Here is a 22,823-nt window from a genome sequence, read left to right as displayed (position 1 = left end):
CTGGCCCATGACCGCAACGAGTGCACCGGCGAGCGAGATGCCCAAGCGACGTCACCCGCTTGTCCGGTTCGTCAAGTCGCTGGCGCTGTTGCGCGAATCCTATATCGGAATGTTCGGCGCCTTCCTGGTGCTGTTCTGGATCGCCATGGCGCTTGGCGCCGACCTCATGCCGCTGCGCGACCCCCTGGCGCAATCGGCACCCGATCTACTGAAGCCAGCTCTTTCGCCTTCGCCAGATGGCGGCCTCTATTGGCTGGGCACTGATGACAAAGGCCGCGATATTCTTTCGCGCCTCATCTATGGATCGCGCCTCGTGCTGTTCTGGTCGATCCTTGCCACCATCGTCGCCTATTCCGTCGGCATGCTGCTTGGCGTGATGGCCGGCTATCGCGGCGGCTGGTGGGATGAAATCATCTCGTTCTTCGGCAATGTCCTGCTCTCCTTCCCGCAAATGGTGCTTTATCTTGTCATTCTCACGAATTTTGGACCGAATTCTGATGTCGGCAGATACCTCGGAAAATCATTGGGGATGAGTGGCGTCGTCGTCTCGGGCATCATCATCATCTTTGCGATCACCTTCAGCGTCGCACCGCAAGTGGCCCGCATCGTGCGGGGCCTCGTCCTTGACCTCAAAACCCGCGATTACATTGCCGCCGCCGAAGTACGCGGCGAGAGACCACTCTACATCATGCTGGTTGAGCTGCTTCCGAATGCCCGCGGACCGCTCATCGTCGATTCCTGCCTGCGGCTTGGCTATGTGATCATCGCCATTGCTGTTCTCGGCTTCCTGAGCCTCGGCCTGCCGCCACCCGATCCGGACTGGGGCAAGATGATCGCCGAGGTGCGTGGTTTCGGCTCTATCGCGGCCAATGCCATGATATGGCCGGCGCTCGCCATATCCTCTTTGGTGCTTGGCCTCAATCTACTCGCCGACGGCCTGCGCGAAATCTCACTGCGTGACTGAGGGAGCTAGAACGATGAACGCCGCCCAGACACCAGTGCTCGAATGCAAGGACGTCTCGATCTCCTACTACACGCGCGCCGGCGCGGTGCCGGCCGTCTATGACTTCAATCTCTCCGTCATGCCCGGCGAAGCGGTCGGCATCGTGGGCGAGTCGGGTTGCGGCAAGTCCACCGTGGCGCTCGCTATCATGCAGTATATGGGCCGCAACGGCGCCATCACCGGCGGCGAGATCAAGTTCATGGGCCGCGACATGCGCACTATGTCGCAAGAAGAACTGCGCAAGATCCGCGGCTCGCAGATATCGATGGTCTATCAGGAGCCGATGGCGTCGCTCAATCCCTCCCTGCTCGTCCGCACGCAGCTCACTGAAGTGCTGGTGACCCACGAAGGTATCAGCGAATTGGCCGCCTATGAGCGCGCTGCCGAGGTGCTGGACGCGGTCAGGCTGCCCGATCCGCGTCGCATCATGAACTCCTATCCGCATCAGCTTTCGGGCGGGCAGCAGCAACGCGTCGTCATCGCCATGGCGCTCCTGTCCAATCCGAAGCTCTTGCTGCTTGATGAGCCCACCACGGCGCTCGATGTCACGGTCGAGGCGGGTGTCGTCGAATTGATCAAGGACATCTCGACGCGTTTCGGCACGTCGATGATCTATATCTCGCATAATCTCGGACTCATCCTCGAGACCTGCGACCGCATCTGCGTCATGTATTCGGGACAAGCGGTCGAGACGGGTGATGTCAAGCAGGTCTTCGACCACATGCGCCATCCCTATACACGCGGGTTGTTCTCCTCGATCCCGTTGCCGGGTGCTGATCGCTACGCCCATCCGCTGGTGCCCATTCGCGGGCAATTGCCGCTGCCGCGTGACCGGCCATTGGGCTGCACTTTCGGTCCGCGCTGCGATTTCTTCCAGGCTGGGCGCTGCGACAAGCCGATACCGATGCTCGATATCAAGAACGACCCCGGTCATGAGGCGCGCTGCGTGCGCTATGATGAGATCGACTGGAGGAAATACCGGCCCAAGGGGGTCGAGACTGAGCCGATCCAGTCCGGACCACCGGTGCTGCAGATCAGGAACATGAAGAAGTACTATGAGATCCGCGACAACTCGATCGCCGCGCTGATCTCGGGCACCAAATCGCGTTTCGTCAAGGCCAATGAGAAGCTCGACTTCGAAGCACGCGAAGGGGGAAACAGTCGCCATCGTTGGCGAATCCGGCTGCGGCAAGAGCACGCTCGCCAAGGTCCTCATGGGGCTTGAGGAATCGACCGGCGGCGAGGTTCTGGTCAACGGGCTTGAGGTCGGCAATATGCCGGTCCGGCAGAGACCGCCGGGCCTCATATCCAGCTTGCAAATTGTGTTTCAGAATCCATTCGAGACGCTCAATCCCAGCCACTCGGTCGGCTCCCAGATTGCCCGCGTCCTGCGCAAATTCGGTGTCGCGAAAACCCGCGACGAGGCCGAGCGCAAGACCTATGAGCTTCTCGATATGGTCAAGTTGCCGCGCGAGTTCGCCGACCGCAAGCCGCGCCAACTTTCGGGCGGCCAGAAACAGCGCATCGGCATTGCGCGCGCCTTCGGCGGCGAAGCGGCGGTTGTGGTCGCCGATGAACCCGTCTCGGCGCTCGATGTGTCGGTGCAGGCGGCGGTGACCGGTCTTCTGACCGATATCCAGCGCAAGAAGCGCACGACCCTCGTTTTCATCAGCCACGACCTTTCGGTGGTGCGCTATCTCGCCGATCGCATAGTGGTGATGTATCTCGGTTACATCATGGAACAGGGCACGACCGACGAAGTCTTCTCGCCGCCCTATCATCCCTATACGGAAGCGCTCCTGTCTGCTGTACCGATCGCCGATACGTCGGTCACCAAGAAGCATATCGTGCTGAAGGGTGAGTTGCCCTCGCCGATGAATCCACCGTCCGGATGCCCATTCCAGACACGCTGCCATCGCAAAATCGGCGCGATCTGCGAAACACAAATGCCGCCGGTCAAGGACATGGGCAATGGCCATATGATCTTGTGCCACTTGCCGGACGACGTGCTGCGCGCGATGGAACCGGTGATCAAGATCGGGCGTCACGAAACAGAAGAAGATTCCACCATAGCGAAGCATTAGCCCAAATCATGCCCCTGTCCTTACATCTCAGATCAGCCATCGACCAGGCGCGCCTCCTGCGCAGCGGCAAGATCAGCGCGCGCGAGCTTCTCGATCTCGCCTGGACGCAAATCGAAAAACATAATTCGTCGCTCAATGCGGTGATCGTCAGCGACATCGCACGGGCCCGCAAGGCTGCTGTGGCGTCCGACAGGCGTCTGAAGGCGGGCACGCCCAAGGGCATCTTCGACGGTGTGCCGATGACCATCAAGGAGAGCTTCGACTGGACCGGGACGCCAACGACCTGGGGCGACCCGCGCTTTGCCGGAAACATCGCGGGATCGGACGCCGTCGCCCTTACCCGCCTCACCGATGCGGGCGCCATCATACTCGGCAAGACCAATGTGCCCTTGATGCTCTCCGACTGGCAGAGCTTCAATGCCATCTATGGCACGACCAACAATCCATGGGACAAAGCGCGCTCACCCGGCGGATCATCGGGGGGATCTGCGGTGGCGCTCGCCACCGGCATGAGCGCGCTCGAGGTCGGCTCCGACATCGGCGCCTCGATCCGCAATCCTGCGCATTACTGCGGCGTCTACGGCCATAAGCCGACCTATGGCATCGTGCCGATGCGCGGCCAGTTCCTGCCCGGCATCGTCAGTCCCAGCGACATCTCCGTCGCCGGTCCCATGGCGCGCAGCGCCCGGGATCTCACCGCGATGCTGAAGCTTCTGGCCGGGCCTGACGGCGTCGAGGCACGGGCCTTGCGCCTCAATCTGCCGTCCGCCTCGCAGACTTCATTGAAGGACTTCCGCGTCGCGGTGATGCTGAACGATCCGGTGAGTGAAGTCGATCAGCCGGTGCAGGACCTCATCGGCAAGCTCGCCCAGTTTCTGGCGAAGCGGGTGAAGCGCCTCTCCATGACGGCCAGGCCGCAATTCTCGACGCGCGAGGCGATGGACATCTATATCCGGCTCCTGCGCTCAGCGACGAGCCGGCGGCTGAACGACCAGGATTTCGCCGCCAACCGCAAACTGGCGGAAGACTTCGCGGCCGAGGACAACAGCTATTTCGCCCAGATGACCCGGGCCAATGTGCTGCCGCACCGGTCCTGGCTCCTGGCGAATGAGCGGCGCCATCAAATGCGCCTGCTGTGGGATCAGTTCTTCGCCGATTGGGACGTGCTCATCTGTCCGGCGGCGGCCTCAGCCGCCTTCCCGCATGACCAGAAGGGCGAACGCCACGAGCGGACGATCACAGTCAATGGGCGGCAGGTGCCGACGACCGACCAGCTCTTCTGGGCCGGCTATTCCGGCGGCTTCTACTTGCCCTCCACCGTCGCCCCCATGGGGCTGACACCCGAGGGCCTGCCGGCCGGGATCCAGATCATTACAAAGCAGTATGGAGATCTGACGACACTGCGCTTTGCCGAACTTCTGGAACGGGAGTATCATGGTTTCGTGCCGCCGCCCGGCTCTTTCTAGCCGGCGGCTTGTTGGTAAGGCGTAAGTTCCTTTCACCATTTGCCTAATCCGGCGAGGGTGATAGGCTTCGTACGAGCGCGCAATGCGCAAAGAAAAAAGCGTCCGACACAACGGCGCGACATTCATCTCTTGTGGAAGAAGAACCCCAATGGGAGGGAGGATAAGGACTATGTCAGACAAAGAGCATATCTGGATTCCGCGGCTCAAACAGCAGCTCGCGGACAAGAAAATAGACCGGCGCGAATTCGTTCGCTATGCGAGCCTGCTCGGCATGTCGTCGGGCGCGGCCTATATGTGGGCCGGCAAGATCACCGGCGAGCCTCTGGCGCCGCCAGCCATGGCTCAGGACATGCCAAAGGGTGGCACGCTCAAGATCGCCCAGCGCATTCCGAAAGTCGATAATCCGCATACCTTCTCGTGGGTCTATGACTCCAATGTGGTGCGTCAGGTCTGCGGCTATCTCACCCGGACCGGTGTCGACAATGTAACACGCCCGCATCTGTGCGAAAAATGGGAGGCCTCGGAAGACCTCAAGACCTGGACCCTGCACATCAAGAAGGACGCCAAATGGCGCAAGGGCGAGGATTTCACCGCCGACCAGGCGGCCTGGAACATCAAGCACTGCCTCGATCCGAAAGTCGGTTCCTCGGTCGTCGGCCTCATGAAGGGCTATATGCTCAAGGAGATCGATACCGGCACGAAGGACGACAAGGGCAATCCGGTGATGACCACCGAATTGTGGGACGCCAATGCGATCGAGGTCAAGGACCCGAAGACACTCGTCCTCAATCTCGCGCAGCCCCAGGTCGCGGTGCCTGAACATCTCTTCCACTATCCCTTCCTGATGCTCGATCCGGCCGAGAACGGCGTCTTCGCCATCGGCTCGAATGGCACCGAAGCCTTCGACCTCGTCGAACTTGAAGTCGGCCGCAAGGCCGTGTTCAAGCGCCGTCCCGACGCGGCAGGCTATCTCGATGAGCTGCAGTTCATCGATCTCGGCGACAATCCGGCGGCGGTCGCGGCAGCTCTCGCCTCGAAGCAGGTCGAGGGCATCTATCAGGGCAATATCGAGCAGTTCGATCTCTATAAGGGCATGCCGCATGTGAACATCCATCAGGTGGTGACCGCGCAGACCGCGGTCGCGCGCATGCAGATGACCCAGAAGCCGTTCGACGATCCGAAAGTGCGCAAGGCGATCCGTTACGCCACCGATCCGGAGAAGTGCCTGCAGATCGCTCATAAAGGCGTCGGCCAGGCGGCGGAGCATCACCATGTCTGCACGGTGCATCCCGACTACAAGAAAATCGAACCGCTCGGCTACAAGCCCGACGAGGCGAAGAAGCTTCTGGCGGAGGCCGGCTACCCGGATGGCATCGACATAGAAATCAACTGCAAGCCCGACCCGTCCTGGGAGCAGGCGGCGGTCGAGGCGATGGCGGAACAGTGGAAGGCCGGCAATATCCGCGCCAAGATCAACGTCCTGCCCTCGGCGAAGTTCTGGGAAGTGTGGACGGAAGTGCCCTTCGGCTTCACCGAATGGACCCACCGCCCGCTCGGCTTCATGGTGCTGGCGCTCGCCTATCGCACCGGCGTGCCGTGGAACGAGTCGCGCTATTCGAACAAACAGTTCGATGAATTGCTCGGCAAGGCTGAAGGCACTCTCGATGTCGACAAACGGCGCGAGATATTGGGCGAGCTCGAGGCAATCATGCTCGAAGACGGGCCGATCACCCAGCCGCTGTGGCGCTCGGTGTACGCCGCTTATGACAAGCGGGTGCAAGGCTTCGAGATCCACCCGACGCTCTACATCTTTGGCGATCAGCTGGCGATCTCGCCGGCGTGATCGCTAGCGCGTGATGCGAAAAAGTGGATATCGGTTTTTTGCGAAAATCACGCGCTAACATATAAGAATCGATCACGTCTATAAGTTTGGAGCAATACGATCCAAACTCATCGTGATCTACCCGATCGAAACCGAACCCGCGAGCATCGCTCGCGGGTTCTCAAGGTTTCGAATACTGCGCGAAGAACTGCATCTCGCTCATCCAGGTGTCGGGTGAGAAGATCGTGCCATGCGTTCCGCCCGGGACGACAGTCATCTGCTTGGGCTCATTGGCGCTGGCGAAGAGCTTCCGGCCTTCGCCCAGCGGAATGATCTCGTCCTGGTCGCCATGGATGATCAGCAGCGGCGCATGGACCTTGCCGATATGGAGGAATGAATCGAACTTGTCCTTCATCAGCAGGCGCACCGGCAGCCACCAATAGATCGAGGCGGCGATATCGGCGGCCGAATAGAACGGCGCCTCGAGCGCCACGGCGCCCACGGTGCGCTCGGCGGCGAGCTGAACGGCAACCCCGCTGCCCAGCGATTCACCCACCAGCATGATCGCCTCCCGCCTTACCCCCTGGGCGATAAGCCAGTCATAAGCGGCGCGCGCGTCTCTCACCAGCCCGATCTCGCTCGGACTTCCCGTGCTTGCGCCATAGCCCCGGTAGCTCACGAAAAGCACGCCGAAGCCTTGCGCCTGATAGACGGCGAAACGCTCGCCCCGATCGGAGATCTCGCCACCATTACCGTGCAGATAGAGGATGGTCGGCTTTCCCGGCCGCGCCGCGGTGTACCAAACCTGCAGCCTTTCTCCGTCTTCGGTCACGAGCTTCAGGTCCGCAACCCCGGAGAGCCCGACGGCCGCGGCGCCCATACCCCGATGGCTCGGGAAATACTGATAGCTCCGCTGGCTTAGATACATGAAAAGAGCCGCGAGCAGGTAGAAGGAGACAAAGATGATGGCCGCCAGGCGCAGAGCCGAAACGAGCCCCATGCTCACGCCTCCTCCACAAGCCGTGCCGGGACGCCGACATGGCGCGTCCAGGCCCAAATGGCAAGCAGCGGGCTGTCGCCGGTGCGGGTTGCATGGCTCATGCGCGGCGGATGCCAGATCGTTTCCCCGGCGGCGCGGCTCCTGAATTCGCTCTTGTCCTGGCGCCAATCGCTCGGGCCGGTTAGAAGCCAATAGAGCTCAGGCGCCGGATGATAGTGGTCGGGGTATAGTCGGCGGGGGCCCAGGAGCATGAAACCAAGCAGGAAGTCATCGCCCGGGAAGAAACCGTCCGGCCCGATGATCTCGGCATAGGCGTAATTCTCCATATAGCCCTCGCCCATCACTGCGTCGGAGTAATTCGGATTCTGCTTCCAATGCAGAAACTCCTCGATCTCCGCCAGGGCGGCGGCGACATCATGAGCCAGGAACATACAGGCGGCAACGCACTCGGCGAAAAAGCGCGTGGCGGGGAGCCGGCGCGCGCCCGGATCGACGGCCGCGCCCGGCGAGAGATTCTGGACGGCGAGGCGCGCTTTGACGTCTGCGGCGCCTTCGCCTTTTAGCGACGTGCGGATCGCTTCGATGACCCACATCGCGGGCGCGTAGATATTGTCGTTCAAAGGCGTGCCTCTATTTCCGCCCAATCCGGCGCGGCGACGACAGCGGAACCGGCCTTGACATCCTTCGTCCAGGCAAAGAGCGCCAGGAAGGGTATATCACGCACCAGGGTCGCGTGAATCCTCATCGACTCGTTCCAGATCGGCATGTGAGCCGCGTACTCTGACCAGCTTTCATCCGTTCCGAAACGCCATTCATGCGGACCGGTTAACGGGACATAGAGTTCCGGCGCCTTGTGGCGGTGATCGCGATAGAGAGTCCGGGGCGCGATGATGAACAAGCCAAGCTCGAAATCCTCCACCGCGATAAGCCCCGATTCGCCGATCAGGCTCACAAAGGCATGCGCCACCGGGAAGCGATCGCCTATCATCGCGCGCGGATAGACGTCATAGGTCACCCAGGCCAGGTCCGGCAGCGTCGCCGCGATCGCATCGCGCAATTCATCGGCTCCCGCGATGGCCGACATCGCATCCGCGAGATCGCCGTGACGCGGCGGGGTCGGCAGAATCGTCTCCCGCACCGGTCCGGGTGCGAACCGCGCAATGGCGGCACGCACCTCGGCGATGCCGGGTCCCTCCAAGCGCGCAAGATAACGGTCGATCTCGGCGATCAGTCGCCTGACGGCTGGCGGATTGTGCATTTTGATTCCCCCCTCAGGCGAGGCCATAGACGCATTTCGCCAAGCTGAGAAGATCGGCGTCACTTACATCGCGCATCGTGTTCCGACGCATCGGCGCATGGGCGGCAGACGCCATGCGCTCGGCAAGCAGCTCCGGCCGCGCGAGATCCAGCCCGTCGCCGGCGAAGTTCACCTTGATATGCGAGCGCCGCACCAGATCGTCGAAAGCCGCCGCCACATTCCCCTGCCCGCCCATCGCCTCGGCCACCTTGGCGAAGGCGCCAGGATTGCCGTCCTTTACCCAGTCGATGGTGGCCAACATTGCGAGGCCCGTCGCCCGGCCATGCGGAACCGGCGCCAGCTCGGCCATGGCATGGGATATGTTATGCGCCAGCGCCGTGCCGCAATTGTCGATGCCGATGCCGGCATAGCAGCTGCCGAGCAACAGCGCGCCGCGAGCCTCAAGATCGCCCGGGACCGTCACCGCCTGTTCCAGAGCGCCCGAGATGAGCCTGATCGCCTGGTGACAGTAGAGATCATTGGCGTGATGGCGGTTGCGGTTGGTGCACGCCTCGATGGCATGCACGAGCGCATCGAGGCCGGTGGCCGCCGTGACCGCGGCCGGGACGCCTACGGTCAACTCGGGATCGAGCAGCGCCAGGACGGGTTTGAGCTCTGAGCCCCAGGCCCAGACCTTCTGCCCTTCCTTGTTGGTGAAAATGCAGGTGCGCGTCACTTCGGCGCCGGTGCCGGCGGTGGTCGGCACCGCGATGAGCGGCAGAGGATCGGCAGGCAGTGCCGCCTCGCAGAATTGATAGGACTGCGCATCAAGGCCCGAGACCGCGCAGGCAGCCACCATCTTCGCAGTATCGAGCGCCGTGCCGCCGCCGAGACCGATCACCGCCTTTGCCCGGGCATCGCGCGCCAGGCCGGCGGCGCGATCGATGTCGCTGTATTTGGGCTCGCCCCGGAAGCCATCATAAAAGCTGGCCGCATGGCCGGCATCGGCCAAAAGCTTCATGAGGCGCGCCGCCACACCCGATGCAGTCATCGCGGGATCGGCAACGATCATGACGCCGGCACCGGCGCCAGCGAGGCCTGCGATGCGGCCGGGCAGCTCGGCCAAGCGGCCATGGCCAAAGACGATTTCCGGGACGGGTGCGAGGGAAAAGCTCTCCATGCTCATGCCTCTAGATAGGCCGCCAGGCGCGATCAAGCGTCAAGGCGGTTCACCTCCCTTAACCCCGCCTATACCGCCATGCCGGCCTTGCGGCCCTCATAGATCGCCATGACCGCGCTGCGCGCCGCGACCACATCGCCAATGTCGCGATGACCGACCGCCAGATCATCGAGCCCGGAGGGCACCAGGAGGTCCGGTGTGTTGGTGGCGGCAATCACGAGCGAATTCGCGACGATGCGCTCATCGGGGCCGCCGAAAGTCGCGACGGTGGCACCGTCGCCATGCCATTCGCGCAGACCCGCATCGGTGATGAGCCTCGCCCCTAAGTCGCGCAGCCGCTGGCGCAAAGGCATATCGGCGCTGGTCCGCGCCATCTCGAACATCACCGAGGCTGCCGGCGTCACCACAATCACCGCATGACCGGCTTCGGCAAGATGGAGCGCCGTGCCGCCGCCCTTCCAGTTAGCCGTCTCGTCCAGCACGATCACCCGATTGCCGAGGCGCGCCTGGCGGCCCATCACCTCTTCCGCCGACCAGACATTGCCCCGGTCGATGCCGGGCAGCGCATCGCGCTCGGGGAAGAAGCGCTGAAAGCCCCGGGCGTCCGGCTGCGAGCCGGTGGCCACGATCACCTCATCGGCGCCAAGGGCCTGGATGTCCGCGGCCTCCAGCAGCGTGTTGTAGAGCACCTTCACCTGCAGCTTCTGCAACTGCCGCTCATACCAGTCGAGGAAATCGATGATCTGCTGGCGCCGCGGCTGCATTCCGGCGAGCCGGAACTGGCCGCCCAGCCTGTCGGACGCCTCGGCCAGCGTCACCCGGTGGCCGCGCTCGGCGGCAACACGCGCCGCTTCAAGACCGGCGACACCGCCCCCCACCACCAGAACGGTCTTCGGGGATGATGAGGGGGTGAAGCGGTCGCCGCCCCATTGGAATTCGCGCCCTGCGGAAGGGTTGATGAGACAGGAAATCCAATAATCGCGATAGCGCCTGCCCCAGCACATCTGATTGCAGGAAAGGCACGGTCGCACATCCTCGGGGCGCCCCTCTTTCGCCTTGTTGGCAAGATGCGGATCGGCGATCTGGCCGCGCACGATCGACACCATGTCGGCCTGCCCGGAGGCCACGACATAATTGGCGTTCTCAGGCGTGCGCACATGACTTTCGCACTGGACGCGGGCGTTCTTCACCACGGCCTTCAGCGCTTCGGCATAAGGCGCGCCAAGCTTGTCGGCATAGAAGGACGTCGGAATCAGATCATAGAAGGAGAAATAGCTTCCCGTACCGCAAGTGACATAGTCCATCAGATTGCGGTCGTCGTGCCAGGCGATGATCTCCTGCGTCGCCTCGATGGATAGGTTCGGCTTGACATGCGGCTGCATGCTGATCGCCATGCCGATGATGAAATCCTCGCCCGCCATCTTGCGGATGCGGCGCATGATCTCCGAGGAGAAGCGCGTGCGGTTTTCGAGTGACCCATTTCCCCATTTGTCGTCGCGCCGGTTGTTGAAGGGCGTCCAGAACTGATCGATGATGGCGTTGTAGGCGGCGAAAAGCTCGATACCATCGAAGCCCGCCAGCCTGGCGCGGCGCGCCGCCGCCACAAAGCTCTCGATGATCTCCTCGATCTCGGCCTCGTTCATCGCATGGCTGCCGTCCGAATCATGGAAGGACGGCAGGCCGGAGGGCGACCAGTTCGGTTCATAGGAATTGTCGAAATCGCCATGCTGGCCGACATGATAGAGCTGATGACAGATCACCGCTCCATGCGCATGGACGGCGTCAGTCACTTTGCGGAAATGCGGGATGACCTCGTCGCTCGAATGGCGGAAATTGCCACGCGTCAGCACGCCGGTACGATGTACCGGCATCGGTTCGACGACGATCATCGCGGCTCCGCCTCTGGCACGCTCCTCGTAATAGCCGCGATGACGCTCCCCCGGCAGCCCGTCCTCCGCCATGTTGGCGGTATGCGAACCAAAGACGATGCGGTTGCGCAAGGTCTTGTGACGCAACTTGAGCGGCTGGAAGAGCGCGGGAAAGAGCTGGGACATCGGCTGATCCTATTCCACGAGACCCCTCACCCAGGGGAGAGGGGAAAGAGCTGTCACACCCAATCCTCGAAGGGGAAGCTGTCCAACCGCTCGGTGCCGGTCTCGGTGACGACGACCTGGATTTCGAGCTTCACGGTCTCGCCGGCCCGCTTCGAGCCGGTGCAGCTTTCGACGCACAGGCACATTCCGGGCTCGAACACGCCGTCATAGCCCTTGCCCTGGTCCATATCGACATGAGTGGGAACGGAAGGATATTCATCACACAGACCGACACCGTGCAGCGCCACGCCATAGCGGTTGTCCTGATATTCCCCGGGAATGCGCAGCGACTTGTCGTTGAACTCCCTGAAGCTCATACCCGGCTTGATCAGCGACTTGTTGTGCATGATCTGCTCGAGCGCATAGGCATAAAGCTCTTTCTGCGTCGGCTTCGGCTTGACCAGGCCAACAGTCCAGGAGCGGGAAAGATCGGCGCAATAGCCATAGGGTCCGATAAGATCGGTGTCGAAGGAGAGCATATCGCCCTCCTTGCCGCTATGGGCCGAGCATTCCTTGAACCAGGGATAGGTGCGCTCGCCGATCGCCAGCAGCCGGGTCTCGATCCATTCGCCGCCATTGCGGATATTCTCGTAATGGAGCTCGGCCCAGATCTCGTTCTCGGTCTTGCCAGGCAGCGAGTTCTCGCGCATCCGCCACATGCCCGCCTCGCAGACCTTGATCGTCCAGCCCATCAGTTCGAGCTCATCGGGCGACTTGATCATGCGGGCCGTCTCGGTCAGCTCCTGCCCCTCGACCAATGTAAGGCCGCGGCCCCGCAGGAGGTCGACGCCGAGCGGCTCCATCTTGTCGACGGCAAGACGCCTGCTGCCGCCGCCATGCTGACGCATGAGCGCGGTGATCTCGTCCGCCCATCTGCCGGCGCTTTCGGCGAGCCTAGGTCCGCTCGCGAAGTAGAACCAGCTGATGCAGGGGCGGACCTCGTCCACCATCGGCAGTCCCTCCGCCAGATGCAGGGCCTGCGCATATTCGAAGCAGATGGTGGGACCGTCGGCGAAGATCAGCGCATAGCGCGACGGATTATGCATGGTCCAGACCTGCATGTCGGAGCAGTCGGTCGCATAACGGATATTGAGGGGATCATAGACGAGGAGTGCCGCGCAATCATGCTGGACGAGCTTTTCCTTGATGCGGCCATGGCGATAGGCCCTGACGCGAGCCAGGGTCTCAGGCCTGATCGGGTCCTTCAGCGGCCTGCTGCCGGCTTCGAAATTGAGATAGGCCGGTTTGCGCGGATCGCTGAAGACTTTCACATCCATGGGTTCCTCTCAGCTCAGGTTGCGCCAGATGAACAAAGCCGTGAACAGATCGAGATGCGCGCCGCCGCCATTCTTGAACAGCGTGATGTCATCCGGTTGGCGCTTGACGTCATATCCATCGCGGCAAAGCTCGAAGAGATCGGCTTCGATATCATCGCGCGCAATCACGCCGCGACGCAAGGGATCACCCAGGTCACCAGGCTGATCGACGGCGAACCAGTGGCTATCGACGAAGAGGCGGGCGCGGCGCACCGCCTCGTCATCGCATTCGCGCATATCGGGCGTGAAGCCACCGACGAGATCGAGATGGGCGCCGGGCTTCAGCCATTGGCCTTTGATCACCGGCGTCGTCGCCGATGTGGCGCAGCTGATGATGTCGGCCTCGCCTGCCACGTCCTCCAGATCATCCACGACCCGCGCCCCTATCTGCTGCGCCAGCCTTTCGGCCTTGGCACGGTCGCGGTTCCACACATAGACCTTCTCGATCGCCGGACGCACCGCGCGATGTGCCTCGATGAGGTGAGGCGCCAGCCCGCCGGCGCCGACCATGAGCAGGTTTCGCGCCTCAGGAGAGGAAAGAAGCCGCGAGCCCAAGGCGGAATCGGCGGCGGTCTTGCGATAGGTGAGCGCGGTTCCATCCAGCACCGCGAGCGGTGCGCCGGTCGCCCCGTCGAACAAGGGATAGAGCGCCTGCACCGCCGGAAGGTCGCGATTGCCGGGAAACACCGTCACCACCTTGGTCCCCATGGCGACACCCGGCTGCCAGGCCGGCAGGTTGAAATAGGTCTCCCGGTTGCCGTCCCGCATCGCATGGATCTCGGACCGGTCGACTTTCGGCTCGGGGCCTCTATGAGCCTCCACGAGCGCGTCGCAGAGCCTCGTCCAGACGCAGATGCGGTGGACGTCTTCAGAAGAAACAAAAAGCATCAGGAGATTCCGGGACCGGTTATTTCGCGCAGGAGTTTCTTATAGATCGCTTCCGTGTAGGCAGCATAGTCATCCGCCGGAATGACGAAATTACCTTGCCCGCCCACAACATTCTCCTCGAAATATTTGTCGAGCGTCGGCCATTCGTTGAGGATGGTCAGCGCGTTGATGGTGATGCCCATCCTGACCACCTTGTTGCGCGAGAGAGCGACCGGAGGGCCGATATTGTTGCGCCCGTCGGAGGAAATATCGATCACATGGCGCAGGCTGGGCGGCGCCTGTGGGAACAGGTTGGCGGCATATTCGATCGCCATCGAAATCGACGTGCCGCCTTCGGCCAGACGTCGCGGAATCTCGACGAGCGAGGCGCCCAGCCGATCCGCGTCCTTGTCGCTGGCAATGATCATCCAGGGGATGATCACCATCTGATTGGCCTCATCCGACCATTGCATCGCAAGGACGGCAATGCGCCCATTCGGCCCCTTGGTGATCGCCTCCTTGACGTCGGGGCGCATAAAGGCTTCGCCGAGCCCCTGCATCTGCAGGCGGAACTCATTGGCGTCGACACTGAAGGAGCAGTCGATGGCGAGGATGAGCGCCAGATCGACCTCAGGTTGCTGGGCAAAAAGCGGGGTACGGCCGGGACCGGTTACCCAGGTGAGGCCAAGCAGCAGGCAAATGAGCGCCAGCAAGCGACGTGCGGGCATCAGAACCTCGATTCGGCCAATGCCTTCGGACAACCGATCTTATGGCCAGGTTTGCGACCGGGTAAAGGCGCAAAGCGCTCACCCCTTCAGGCTCCTGACAAGGTCTTGTTCGGACGGCGGAAATCTTCCTGTGCGAGAGTTCCATCGACCGATAGCTGGTCTCACCCCCCTCCCCGCCGCGATCACCCTTGGACGAATCGAGGGTGCGGTAGGAGGCGGGCTTGACGACGGCCGGCTAAAGCCCGACATCTTAGGCATGAATACGCCCGTCACACATCCGATCGCGTCCGGGCCGGCTTTGGTTGACCCTTTTGGCCGGCATGTAACCTATCTGCGGGTGTCGGTGACCGACCGTTGCGATTTCCGCTGTGTCTATTGCATGGCGGAGGACATGACCTTCCTGCCCAAGAAGGACCTGCTCACGCTCGAGGAACTGGAGCGGGTTTGCGCCGCCTTCATCGGGCGCGGCGTGCGCAAGATCAGGCTGACCGGGGGCGAGCCCCTGGTGCGACGCAATGTCATGTCGCTCATCGAAAATCTGGGCCGGCACGTGAAATCGGGCGCGCTCGAGGAACTGACGCTGACCACCAATGGCAGCCAGCTCGCCCGCTTTGCCGGGGAACTCGCCGAACATGGCGTCCGGCGCATCAATGTCTCGGTCGACACGCTGGACGAACAGAAGTTTCGCGCCATCACCCGCTGGGGCGATCTCAAGAAGGTGAAAGAAGGCATCGCTGCGGCCCAACGGGCCGGGCTCGCCCTCAAGATCAACGCCGTGGCCCTCAAGGGCGTCAATGACGACGAAATCCCGGAGATGATCCGCTGGGCGCATGGCGAGGGCATGGACCTCACCTTGATCGAAACGATGCCGCTCGGCGAGATCGATGGCGACCGCACCGATCAATATCTGCCCCTGTCGGTGCTGCGTGCTCAGCTGATGGATCAGTTCACCTTCGCGGACATTCCTTACAAGACCGGCGGGCCGGCGCGTTATGTCGAGGTCAAGGAGACCGGCGGCCGGCTGGGATTCATCACGCCCCTCACGCATAATTTCTGCGAGAGCTGCAACCGTGTGCGCCTCACCTGCACCGGCACGCTCTTCATGTGCCTCGGGCAGGAGGATGCTGCCGATCTCAGAGCCGCCTTGCGCGCTTCCGACGACAACAACCTCCTTGATGCCGCGATCGACGAAGCGATCTCGCGCAAGCCCAAGGGCCATGATTTCATCATCGACCGCCGCCACAACAAGCCGGCCTTGTCGCGCCATATGAGCGTGACGGGCGGCTGAATCGCATCAGGGCAGCCGCCCGGTTTCACTCATGTCAACGAAGGCCAGCCGCGCCACAGCTCAGGGTTAGCTTCGACGCGGGGTGCAAGCTGGGAAACGAAATCCTTCGTTGCCTCCAATATCGCGGAATGGCGGTCCGCACTCTTCATCGTCAACGGCCTGCCGATGCTTACCGTGAAACTTGGTGCCGCCGGGGACGGCCACGCATATTCGCGGACATAGCGGTCGCCCGCCTTCCTGTGTACGGGGTTGAGGTATTTCAGACCGACTTGAGTTGATGAAAAGCCGTGCTCCGGGCGGATCATATGCGTGAGAGGATGCCCCAGCACGTGAAACGCCTGGCGGACGACCTCGCTGGCGAATACGAAGTCAGCTATCCATATGACGGCCCCTCGCCCCCCGGCGAGCGCTTCGTCGACATGCTCTCTGCCCTCCACAATAATCTCATAGGGGGACTTGGCGACAAGCTGCTTGATAAAGAAGGCAAGCGAAGTCAGCCTGTGTTCGAGCTGGCGGCGGCGGAGCGCGACGGCCTCTCCAGGTGAGAACCCGCCCAACGCAACAAAGGTCTCCAATCTCGCTTCTTGACGAAAGCCGGCCGGCAGCAGTCTTGCCGCCCGTGCCGCCATGGCACGAAGCTGGCTGGAGGACGAGACAGACGCGACAGGCGTCCCCGCGAGAAGCACGCCCAAGGCCATAATGTCGGCGAGGCCGACCGCTCGGCGATCAGCCGTCGGCATGGCGCGTGTGACGATCCGTGCCGCTTCGGAATCAGGCAGTTTGCCGGTCATGCGCCTTCCCCTGCCGTCCCGGGAACAAGTGGTGCCGCGCCGCCCGGGCAAAGCGGTGCGCGCTCAGTTGCTGTAAAATCTGACATGATAAATCCTCTCAAGACATAGCGATCCCGCGCGCAACGAAACGCCGCGCGCCTCGACGGCTATGCGTTGCGTGGAGGTTCCTCGAGAGGCGTCTGATCGAACGGATTTTGGGGGCGAGGCGGCGGGTCGCGGTAAGAGCCCGTGACCGGCAAGCGGGACAGGACAGCGGCGGTTGGCGTCATACCCGGGCCGGAGCACGTGGCGGAGGGACAGCAGGACGTGTCCATGTCTCCCCTGCCTTCGTCCTCGCCCTCGCTGTCACAGGTCTCGGCGCCTTGCGCAGGGACAAGCGCGGGCTGCGTCTGCGAGGCGACATGATACCCGGCCTGCTGGATCGACAAGCCCGAGGACACTTGCGATCTTGGGAATGCCGAGTGTTCCGTGCTGAAAAGGAAGATCAGAACGATGGCCACGAGAACACCGCCAAGCCAGGACAGGCCCATATGCAGGCCCGCCGGCGTATTACCCGGGCGATGATTATTCGATGTTCCCAACGGCATTCAGTAAACTCTGTCCTCGCGGACACATTCCGATCCAATGTACCAATATGGTCTACTGGCTTCCAGGCACGCACTAAACATGCCGCCGCAATCGCGATCAATCGCTGTCGCCATATGCCACCCGCTATCACCGGTTGCAAATCGAACAAAACGGTCGATTTTCATCGATTGAGAATGTCCTTTACCGGGAACTTCCGGCAGATTGTCGAAAAATCCGCGACGGTGACCGAACGTGACAACGAAGACAATGCGCTTTCAGCTCAAGGGCCTTCAAGAGCCAGCGCGCATCCTCATCGACCGCTGGGGCATTCCCCATATCAAGGCCGGCCGCAAGGCTGATCTATTCTTCGCGCAAGGCTTCAATGTGGCGCGTGACCGGCTGTGGCAGATCGATCTGTGGCGCAAACGCGGGCTCGGCATTCTGGCCGCCGATTTCGGACCGGGATATCTGGCACAGGACCAGGCGGCGCGGCTCTTCGTCTTTCGCGGCGATATGGCGGCCGAATGGCGCTCCTATGCCGAAGATGCGCAGGAGATATGCACCGCCTTCGTGGGCGGCATCAATGCCTTCATCGGCACCATCGAACGCGGTGAATCGCTATTGCCGCCCGAATTCACCCTCATGGGCACCCGCCCTCATCGCTGGGCGCCCGAAGACGTGGCGCGCATCAGAAGCCACGGCATCACCGCGAATGCGCAGTCGGAGGTCGCCCGTGCCGTTCTGCTGTCGGCGGGGCAGGATGCGGCCGACCGTTTGCGCCAGGAGCGCCTGCCCGATCTCGCCCCTGACAATCCGGGCGGGCTCGATCTGGCGCAGATACCCGGCCAGATCATCGATCTCCTTCGGCTTGCCAGCGCGCCGGTCACCTTCGCGCGCGAGCGGCTCGCGGCGCGGCTCGAAGAGGCCTGGCGCTGGTCCTGCTTCGATGATTTCGGAGTCACACGCGACAATCGCCCGGAAGGCTCGAACAGCTGGGCCGTCCACGGCAAACGGACGGCGACTGGCCGGGCGATCCTCGCCAGCGATCCGCATCGCGTCCTGAGCCTTCCTTCGATCCGCTATCTCGCCCATCTGTCCTGCCCCGGCATCGAAGCGATCGGTGCCGGCGAGCCGTGCCTCCCCGGCATCTCGATCGGTCACAATGAACGGATCGCGTTCGGTCTCACCATCTTCGATGCCGACCAGGAAGATCTCTATGTCTGCGAGACTGACGCCCATGATCCGCGGCGCTATCGCGCAGGCGCGGGCTTCGAGCGGATGATGGAACGGGTCGAGCGCTTCGAGGTGAAGAACGCGCCTGCACAAGAGCAGACGCACTACTTCACCCGGCATGGGCCGGTCGTCTTCACCGATGCGATCCGGAACATCGCCATCGCGCTGCGCTCGGTCTGGGCCGAGCCAGGTGCTGCCCCCTATCTCGCCAGCCTCTCCACCATGCGGGCCGGTAATTTCGCCGAGTTCGATCAGGCGCTGGCGCGCTGGAAAACACCTTCGGTCAACAAGACCTATGCTGATGTGGACGGCCATATCGCCTGGACGCCCGCCGGTTATGTGCCGCGCCGAAAGGGCTGGTCGGGCATGCTGCCGGTGCCGGGCGCCGGCGGCTTCGACTGGAACGGCCATCTCGGCCGCGAGGAGATGCCGAGGCTGATCGACCCAGATGAAGGCTTCGTCGCCACCGCAAATGAATTCAACCTGCCGCCGGATTGGGATCATGCCGGCAAGCCCGTCGGCTTCGAATGGACCGAGGGCGCGCGGGCGGAGCGCATTCGCGACGTTCTCGGCCAGACCATCACCCACGGCCTTGCGGACTCGCAGAAGCTGCAGACCGACATCCGCTCCCTGGCGGCCCTGAGACTCCAGCGCGCGCTGGCGCCGCTTCAGCCTCACGAAGAGGAAGCCCGGCAGGCGCGCCTTCTCCTCCTCGACTGGAACGCAGAGATGCAGGCCGACGGCGCCGCCGCCGGTCTGTTCGGCCTGTGGTGGCTCAAGCATCTGAGGCCCGCCGTGATCCAAGCGAGCGCGCCCGGGCTCGGCGGCCACCGCGATCTGGTCGGCAACGGCCACGCCGATGCGATCCTTAGCGTGCTGGAGAGCGCGCCGGACAGGATGACGGCTGTCCTGGAGGCTTCTCTCTTGTCGGCCTGGCGCGAGGCCCTGAGTCTTCTCGGGCCGGAACCGGCGCAATGGCGCTGGGGACGGATCCATCAGATGCTCTTCCGCCATCCCGTCGCCGCCATCGCCGAAGAAGGCTTCTCCGTCGGCCCCTACGAGATGGGCGGCGACGGCTCGACGCCGATGCATACGAGCCCGCGCATCGCCGACTGGCGGGTCACCGCCGGGGCCTCCGTGCGTCTGGTGATGGATGTCGGCGACTGGGACAACAGTCTCTGCATCAACACGCCCGGCCAGTCCGGCGATCCCGCCTCGCCGCATTTCGCCGATCTGGCGACGACCTGGGCCAAGGGCGATTACGTGCCTCTGCTCTTCAGCCCGGCAGCGGTCGAGGCGGCCGCAGAGACGCTGATCGAGCTTGATCCCGAGTGAGCGAACCTGCCTCCAAGGCCGGCCTCTTTATGATCCTGGCCATGGCCAGCTTCACCGCCGGCGATACGATGACCAAGCTCCTGGCGGGCCAGCTGCCGGTGGGCGAGATCATCCTCATCCGCGGCATCGTGGCCACGACGATCATCGTCGCCGTCTGTCTCAAACAGGGCGTCCTCATTCATGCCGCCCAGGCATTCAAGCGCACCATCCTGGCCCGCAGTCTCAGTGACATGGCCGGCACATTGTTCTTCATCACCGCCCTCATGCATATGCCGATCGCCAATCTCACCGCCATCATGCAGGCGGTTCCGCTTCTGGTGATCGCCTTCGCCGCCCTCTTCCTCGGCGAGAAGGCGGGTTTGCGCCGCACGCTCGCCATTCTCGTCGGCCTCACGGGCGTGCTCTTCATCGTGAAGCCGTCTCCGTCGAGCTTCACCTTCTATGATGGCCTCTCGCTCGGCCTCATCGTCGCCGTGGCGCTGCGCGACATCATCACCCGCAAGCTCACCATCGACGTGCCGACGATGATCGTGGCGCTCGGCAATTCGGTCATCGTGATGTTGAGCGGGCTGGCGCTCTATCCTTTCGAGGAGTGGATCGTGCCGACCCCGCACCATCTCCTCATCCTCTTCTGCGGCGGTATTTTCCTGACCATCGGCTATGTTTCGATGGTGCTCACCATCCGCATGGGCGACATCGCGTCGACCGCCATCTACCGCTATTCAGTGGTGCTCTTCGCTCTCATCTCCGGCGTTTTCGTCTTCGGCGAGATGCCCGACCGTTGGGTCTTCCTCGGTATCGCCCTCATCGTCGCCTCCGGCATCTACGCGCTGCTGCGCGAGATGAAAATTAGCCGTAACGCCAGAATGCAATCGCCGTCAGGCTGACACTCCAGGCGAGAATACCCCAGCGCACCCAATGCTGCGGCACGCTGCGCGCGACCTTGATCATGAAATAGCCGCCGAGGAACGCTCCCATCATCATGATAAGCGAGGGCAGCCAGCGGATGACGCCGGCATGGGCGAAGAGCGCGATGCCGATCAGGGTGATGAGGGTGATGGTGGCGTTGCGGATGGAATTCGCCTCATGGATGTCCTCATGACCGAACATCGAATAAAGGGCGAGCAGGACGACGCCCATGCCGAGGCCGAAATAGCCGCCATAAACATAGACGATGAATTCGAGGACGAAGGACAGCCAGATCCAGTTCTTGCCATCGAAGTCATGTCGCCGCTCGAGCCAGCGCTTGATCGTGGGCGCCAGCGCGAAAGACACGGTCGAAAAGGCGAGCAGCCAGGGGATCGCCGTTCGGAAGGACGCCTCGCCCAGTCCCAGAAGGGCCAGCGAGCCCGTGGCGCCGCCGATGCCCGCGAGGGCCAATCTGGGTCTCAGGCGCAGAGTCGGGCGGCGCAACTCATGGCGATAGCCGTAGAGGCTCGCCACATTGGCGGGCAGCAGCGCCACGAAGTTCGAGGCATTGGCTTCGATCTCCGACATGCCGGCCGCAACCAGAAGGGGAAAAGTCATGAAACCCGCCCCGCCGGCGAGCACGTTGATGCAGCCGGCCACCACGCCGCCCGCGAACAATAGCGCTATTTCCTCCCAGCCCATCGGGTTTACCCTGATTTTCCAAATGCTTCCTGTCAAAGTTAAACTTTGACAAATAGCGCAAGAAGCCATGCTCCCCAGGCGTATGAGGAATGTGGCGTCAACAAAACTTTCCGCTAGAGTATGACGGAATCGCTGACCCACCTGTGGAGAGAGAGGCATATATGCGCAGCCAGCTGATGGCCGTTGCGACCGCAAGTCCCCCCTTCGAATTGCGTACCGAGGACGTTATCGAGGAAGCGACGCGAATTTTCGCCGGACGGCACCGGGATTTCGAGCGCATGATGCCCGTCTTCGCCAATACCGGGATCAGGCGACGGCAGTCGGTCAGACCCTATAGCTGGTTCCGCAGCGAACAGGGTTGGCCCGAGCGCACCGACGCCTTCATCGATGGCGCCAGCGAGCTCTTCCGCAAGGCCGCCGGCGAAGCCCTGGCGCAAGCCGGCATGGAACCCGGCGAAATCGATACGATCGTGACGGTGAGCTCCACCGGCATCGCCACGCCCTCGATCGAGGCGCGGGTGATGCATGGCATGGGCTTCCACAAGAATGTCAGTCGCATCCCGGTCTTCGGGCTGGGTTGCGCTGGTGGCACCACCGGGCTCTCGCTCGCCGCCCGCCTCGCCCAGACGCCGGCCTCGAATGTGCTGCTGGTGGTCATCGAGCTCTGCACGCTCGCCTTCCGGCCCGACGAGATGACGAAGTCCAACATCATCGCGACGGCGCTGTTCGGCGACGGGGCGGCGGCCTGCGTGCTCTCGGGCAGGAAGAAGGACGGGCTCGGCGCCATCGAATACTCGGGCGAGCACAGCTGGCCCGACACGCTCGACATCATGGGCTGGCGCATGGATCCGCAAGGCTTCGGCGCCATCTTCTCGCAGCGCATCCCCGATTTCGTCACCCAGGAACTGCGCGCGGCGGCCGACGGCTTCCTCGGGCGCAACGGTTTGAGCGTCGACGACATCGGCCAGTACGTCTTCCATCCGGGCGGCGCCAAGGTGATCGCGGCACTCGAGCAGGTCTTCCATCTCGATCAGGGCACGCTCGAGATCGAGCGCCAGGTGCTCGCCGATCACGGCAATATGTCGGCGCCGACCGTGCTGTTCGTGCTGAAGGAGGCTCTGAAGAAGCCCTTCACCGGCCGCCGGTTCCTGAGCGCGCTCGGACCCGGCTTCACGTCGAGCTTCGCCACGATGGTGAGCTGA

Annotated in this window: 17 protein-coding genes and 1 pseudogene; 8 read left to right on the top strand and 10 right to left on the bottom strand. The window is 62.7% G+C overall.

Annotated elements, in window-relative coordinates; genetic code table 11:
• The first annotated feature begins 7 nt into the window (after positions 1-7).
• The 4 genes and pseudogenes from G5V57_RS21505 to G5V57_RS21490 all read left to right on the top strand — a co-directional run bounded on the left by G5V57_RS21505 (position 8) and on the right by G5V57_RS21490 (position 6,396).
• Positions 8-964: an ABC transporter permease gene (locus G5V57_RS21505; RefSeq protein ID WP_165169592.1), complete on the top strand. Its 957-nt coding sequence runs from the start codon at positions 8-10 to the stop codon at positions 962-964.
• Positions 965-977: 13 nt separating this feature from the next.
• Positions 978-3,087, top strand: a pseudogene (locus G5V57_RS21500) (dipeptide ABC transporter ATP-binding protein).
• A gap of 8 nt (positions 3,088-3,095) precedes the next feature.
• Entirely contained in the window at positions 3,096-4,553 is a 1,458-nt protein-coding gene (locus tag G5V57_RS21495; protein WP_165169591.1) for an amidase, read from the top strand.
• Positions 4,554-4,722: 169 nt separating this feature from the next.
• Positions 4,723-6,396 carry an ABC transporter substrate-binding protein gene (locus tag G5V57_RS21490; protein ID WP_165169590.1) on the top strand — a complete coding sequence of 558 codons (1,674 nt, stop codon included), beginning with the start codon at positions 4,723-4,725 and terminating at the stop codon, positions 6,394-6,396.
• A 160-nt stretch (positions 6,397-6,556) separates the two neighbouring features.
• On the opposite strand, the gene G5V57_RS21485 is transcribed toward G5V57_RS21490, so the two are convergent.
• The 8 genes from G5V57_RS21485 to G5V57_RS21450 all read right to left on the bottom strand — a co-directional run bounded on the left by G5V57_RS21485 (position 6,557) and on the right by G5V57_RS21450 (position 14,796).
• On the bottom strand, positions 6,557-7,375 hold the full coding sequence (locus tag G5V57_RS21485; protein WP_165169589.1) for an alpha/beta hydrolase: 819 nt from the start codon (positions 7,373-7,375) through the stop codon (positions 6,557-6,559).
• Between the two features lie 2 nt (positions 7,376-7,377).
• Positions 7,378-7,995 (bottom strand): dimethylsulfonioproprionate lyase family protein, encoded by a 618-nt coding sequence (locus G5V57_RS21480; protein ID WP_165169588.1) that lies wholly within the window; start codon positions 7,993-7,995, stop codon positions 7,378-7,380.
• Entirely contained in the window at positions 7,992-8,633 is a 642-nt protein-coding gene (locus G5V57_RS21475) for a dimethylsulfonioproprionate lyase family protein (RefSeq protein WP_165169587.1), read from the bottom strand. The genes G5V57_RS21480 and G5V57_RS21475 overlap by 4 nt, the downstream gene beginning before the upstream one ends.
• A 13-nt stretch (positions 8,634-8,646) precedes the next feature.
• On the bottom strand, positions 8,647-9,792 hold the full coding sequence (locus G5V57_RS21470) for an iron-containing alcohol dehydrogenase (RefSeq protein ID WP_165169586.1): 1,146 nt from the start codon (positions 9,790-9,792) through the stop codon (positions 8,647-8,649).
• A gap of 68 nt (positions 9,793-9,860) precedes the next feature.
• Complete coding sequence (locus tag G5V57_RS21465) at positions 9,861-11,846, bottom strand: FAD-dependent oxidoreductase (protein WP_165169585.1); 1,986 nt, start codon at positions 11,844-11,846, stop codon at positions 9,861-9,863.
• Positions 11,847-11,899: 53 nt separating this feature from the next.
• A complete protein-coding gene (locus G5V57_RS21460) occupies positions 11,900-13,162 on the bottom strand; it encodes a Xaa-Pro peptidase family protein (protein WP_165169584.1) in 1,263 nt (420 codons plus the stop codon).
• Positions 13,163-13,171: 9 nt separating this feature from the next.
• The gene (locus tag G5V57_RS21455; protein WP_165169583.1) at positions 13,172-14,089 is read right to left on the bottom strand and encodes a Gfo/Idh/MocA family oxidoreductase; all 918 of its coding nucleotides are present in this window, start codon (positions 14,087-14,089) and stop codon (positions 13,172-13,174) included.
• Entirely contained in the window at positions 14,089-14,796 is a 708-nt protein-coding gene (locus tag G5V57_RS21450) for a DUF1194 domain-containing protein (protein WP_165169582.1), read from the bottom strand. The genes G5V57_RS21455 and G5V57_RS21450 overlap by 1 nt, the downstream gene beginning before the upstream one ends.
• A gap of 256 nt (positions 14,797-15,052) precedes the next feature.
• On the opposite strand from G5V57_RS21450, the gene moaA reads away from it, so the two are divergent.
• Positions 15,053-16,084, top strand: coding sequence for a GTP 3',8-cyclase MoaA (gene moaA, locus G5V57_RS21445; protein WP_165169581.1), 1,032 nt, complete (start codon positions 15,053-15,055; stop codon positions 16,082-16,084).
• Between the two features lie 29 nt (positions 16,085-16,113).
• Here moaA and G5V57_RS21440 read toward each other — a convergent pair whose 3' ends face one another.
• The gene (locus tag G5V57_RS21440) at positions 16,114-16,875 is read right to left on the bottom strand and encodes a hypothetical protein (RefSeq protein WP_165169580.1); all 762 of its coding nucleotides are present in this window, start codon (positions 16,873-16,875) and stop codon (positions 16,114-16,116) included.
• 819 nt (positions 16,876-17,694) lie between these two features.
• On the opposite strand from G5V57_RS21440, the gene G5V57_RS21435 reads away from it, so the two are divergent.
• A complete protein-coding gene (locus tag G5V57_RS21435; RefSeq protein WP_246737308.1) occupies positions 17,695-20,010 on the top strand; it encodes a penicillin acylase family protein in 2,316 nt (771 codons plus the stop codon).
• The gene (locus G5V57_RS21430) at positions 20,007-20,897 is read left to right on the top strand and encodes a DMT family transporter (protein ID WP_165169579.1); all 891 of its coding nucleotides are present in this window, start codon (positions 20,007-20,009) and stop codon (positions 20,895-20,897) included. Before G5V57_RS21435 ends, G5V57_RS21430 begins: the two co-directional genes overlap by 4 nt.
• On the opposite strand, the gene G5V57_RS21425 is transcribed toward G5V57_RS21430, so the two are convergent.
• Positions 20,860-21,621, bottom strand: a complete 762-nt coding sequence (locus tag G5V57_RS21425; RefSeq protein ID WP_165169578.1) for a sulfite exporter TauE/SafE family protein — start codon at positions 21,619-21,621, stop codon at positions 20,860-20,862. The two genes, G5V57_RS21430 and G5V57_RS21425, sit on opposite strands and share 38 nt — an antisense overlap.
• A gap of 161 nt (positions 21,622-21,782) precedes the next feature.
• Here G5V57_RS21425 and G5V57_RS21420 point away from each other — a divergent pair, with 161 nt between their 5' ends.
• Entirely contained in the window at positions 21,783-22,823 is a 1,041-nt protein-coding gene (locus G5V57_RS21420) for a type III polyketide synthase (RefSeq protein WP_165169577.1), read from the top strand.

Origin of the sequence: Nordella sp. HKS 07 (assembly GCF_011046735.1) — a bacterium.
GTDB lineage: Bacteria > Pseudomonadota > Alphaproteobacteria > Rhizobiales > Aestuariivirgaceae > Taklimakanibacter.
Note: the sequence above shows the minus strand (reverse complement) of the source record. Positions and strands in the feature narration are given on the sequence as shown.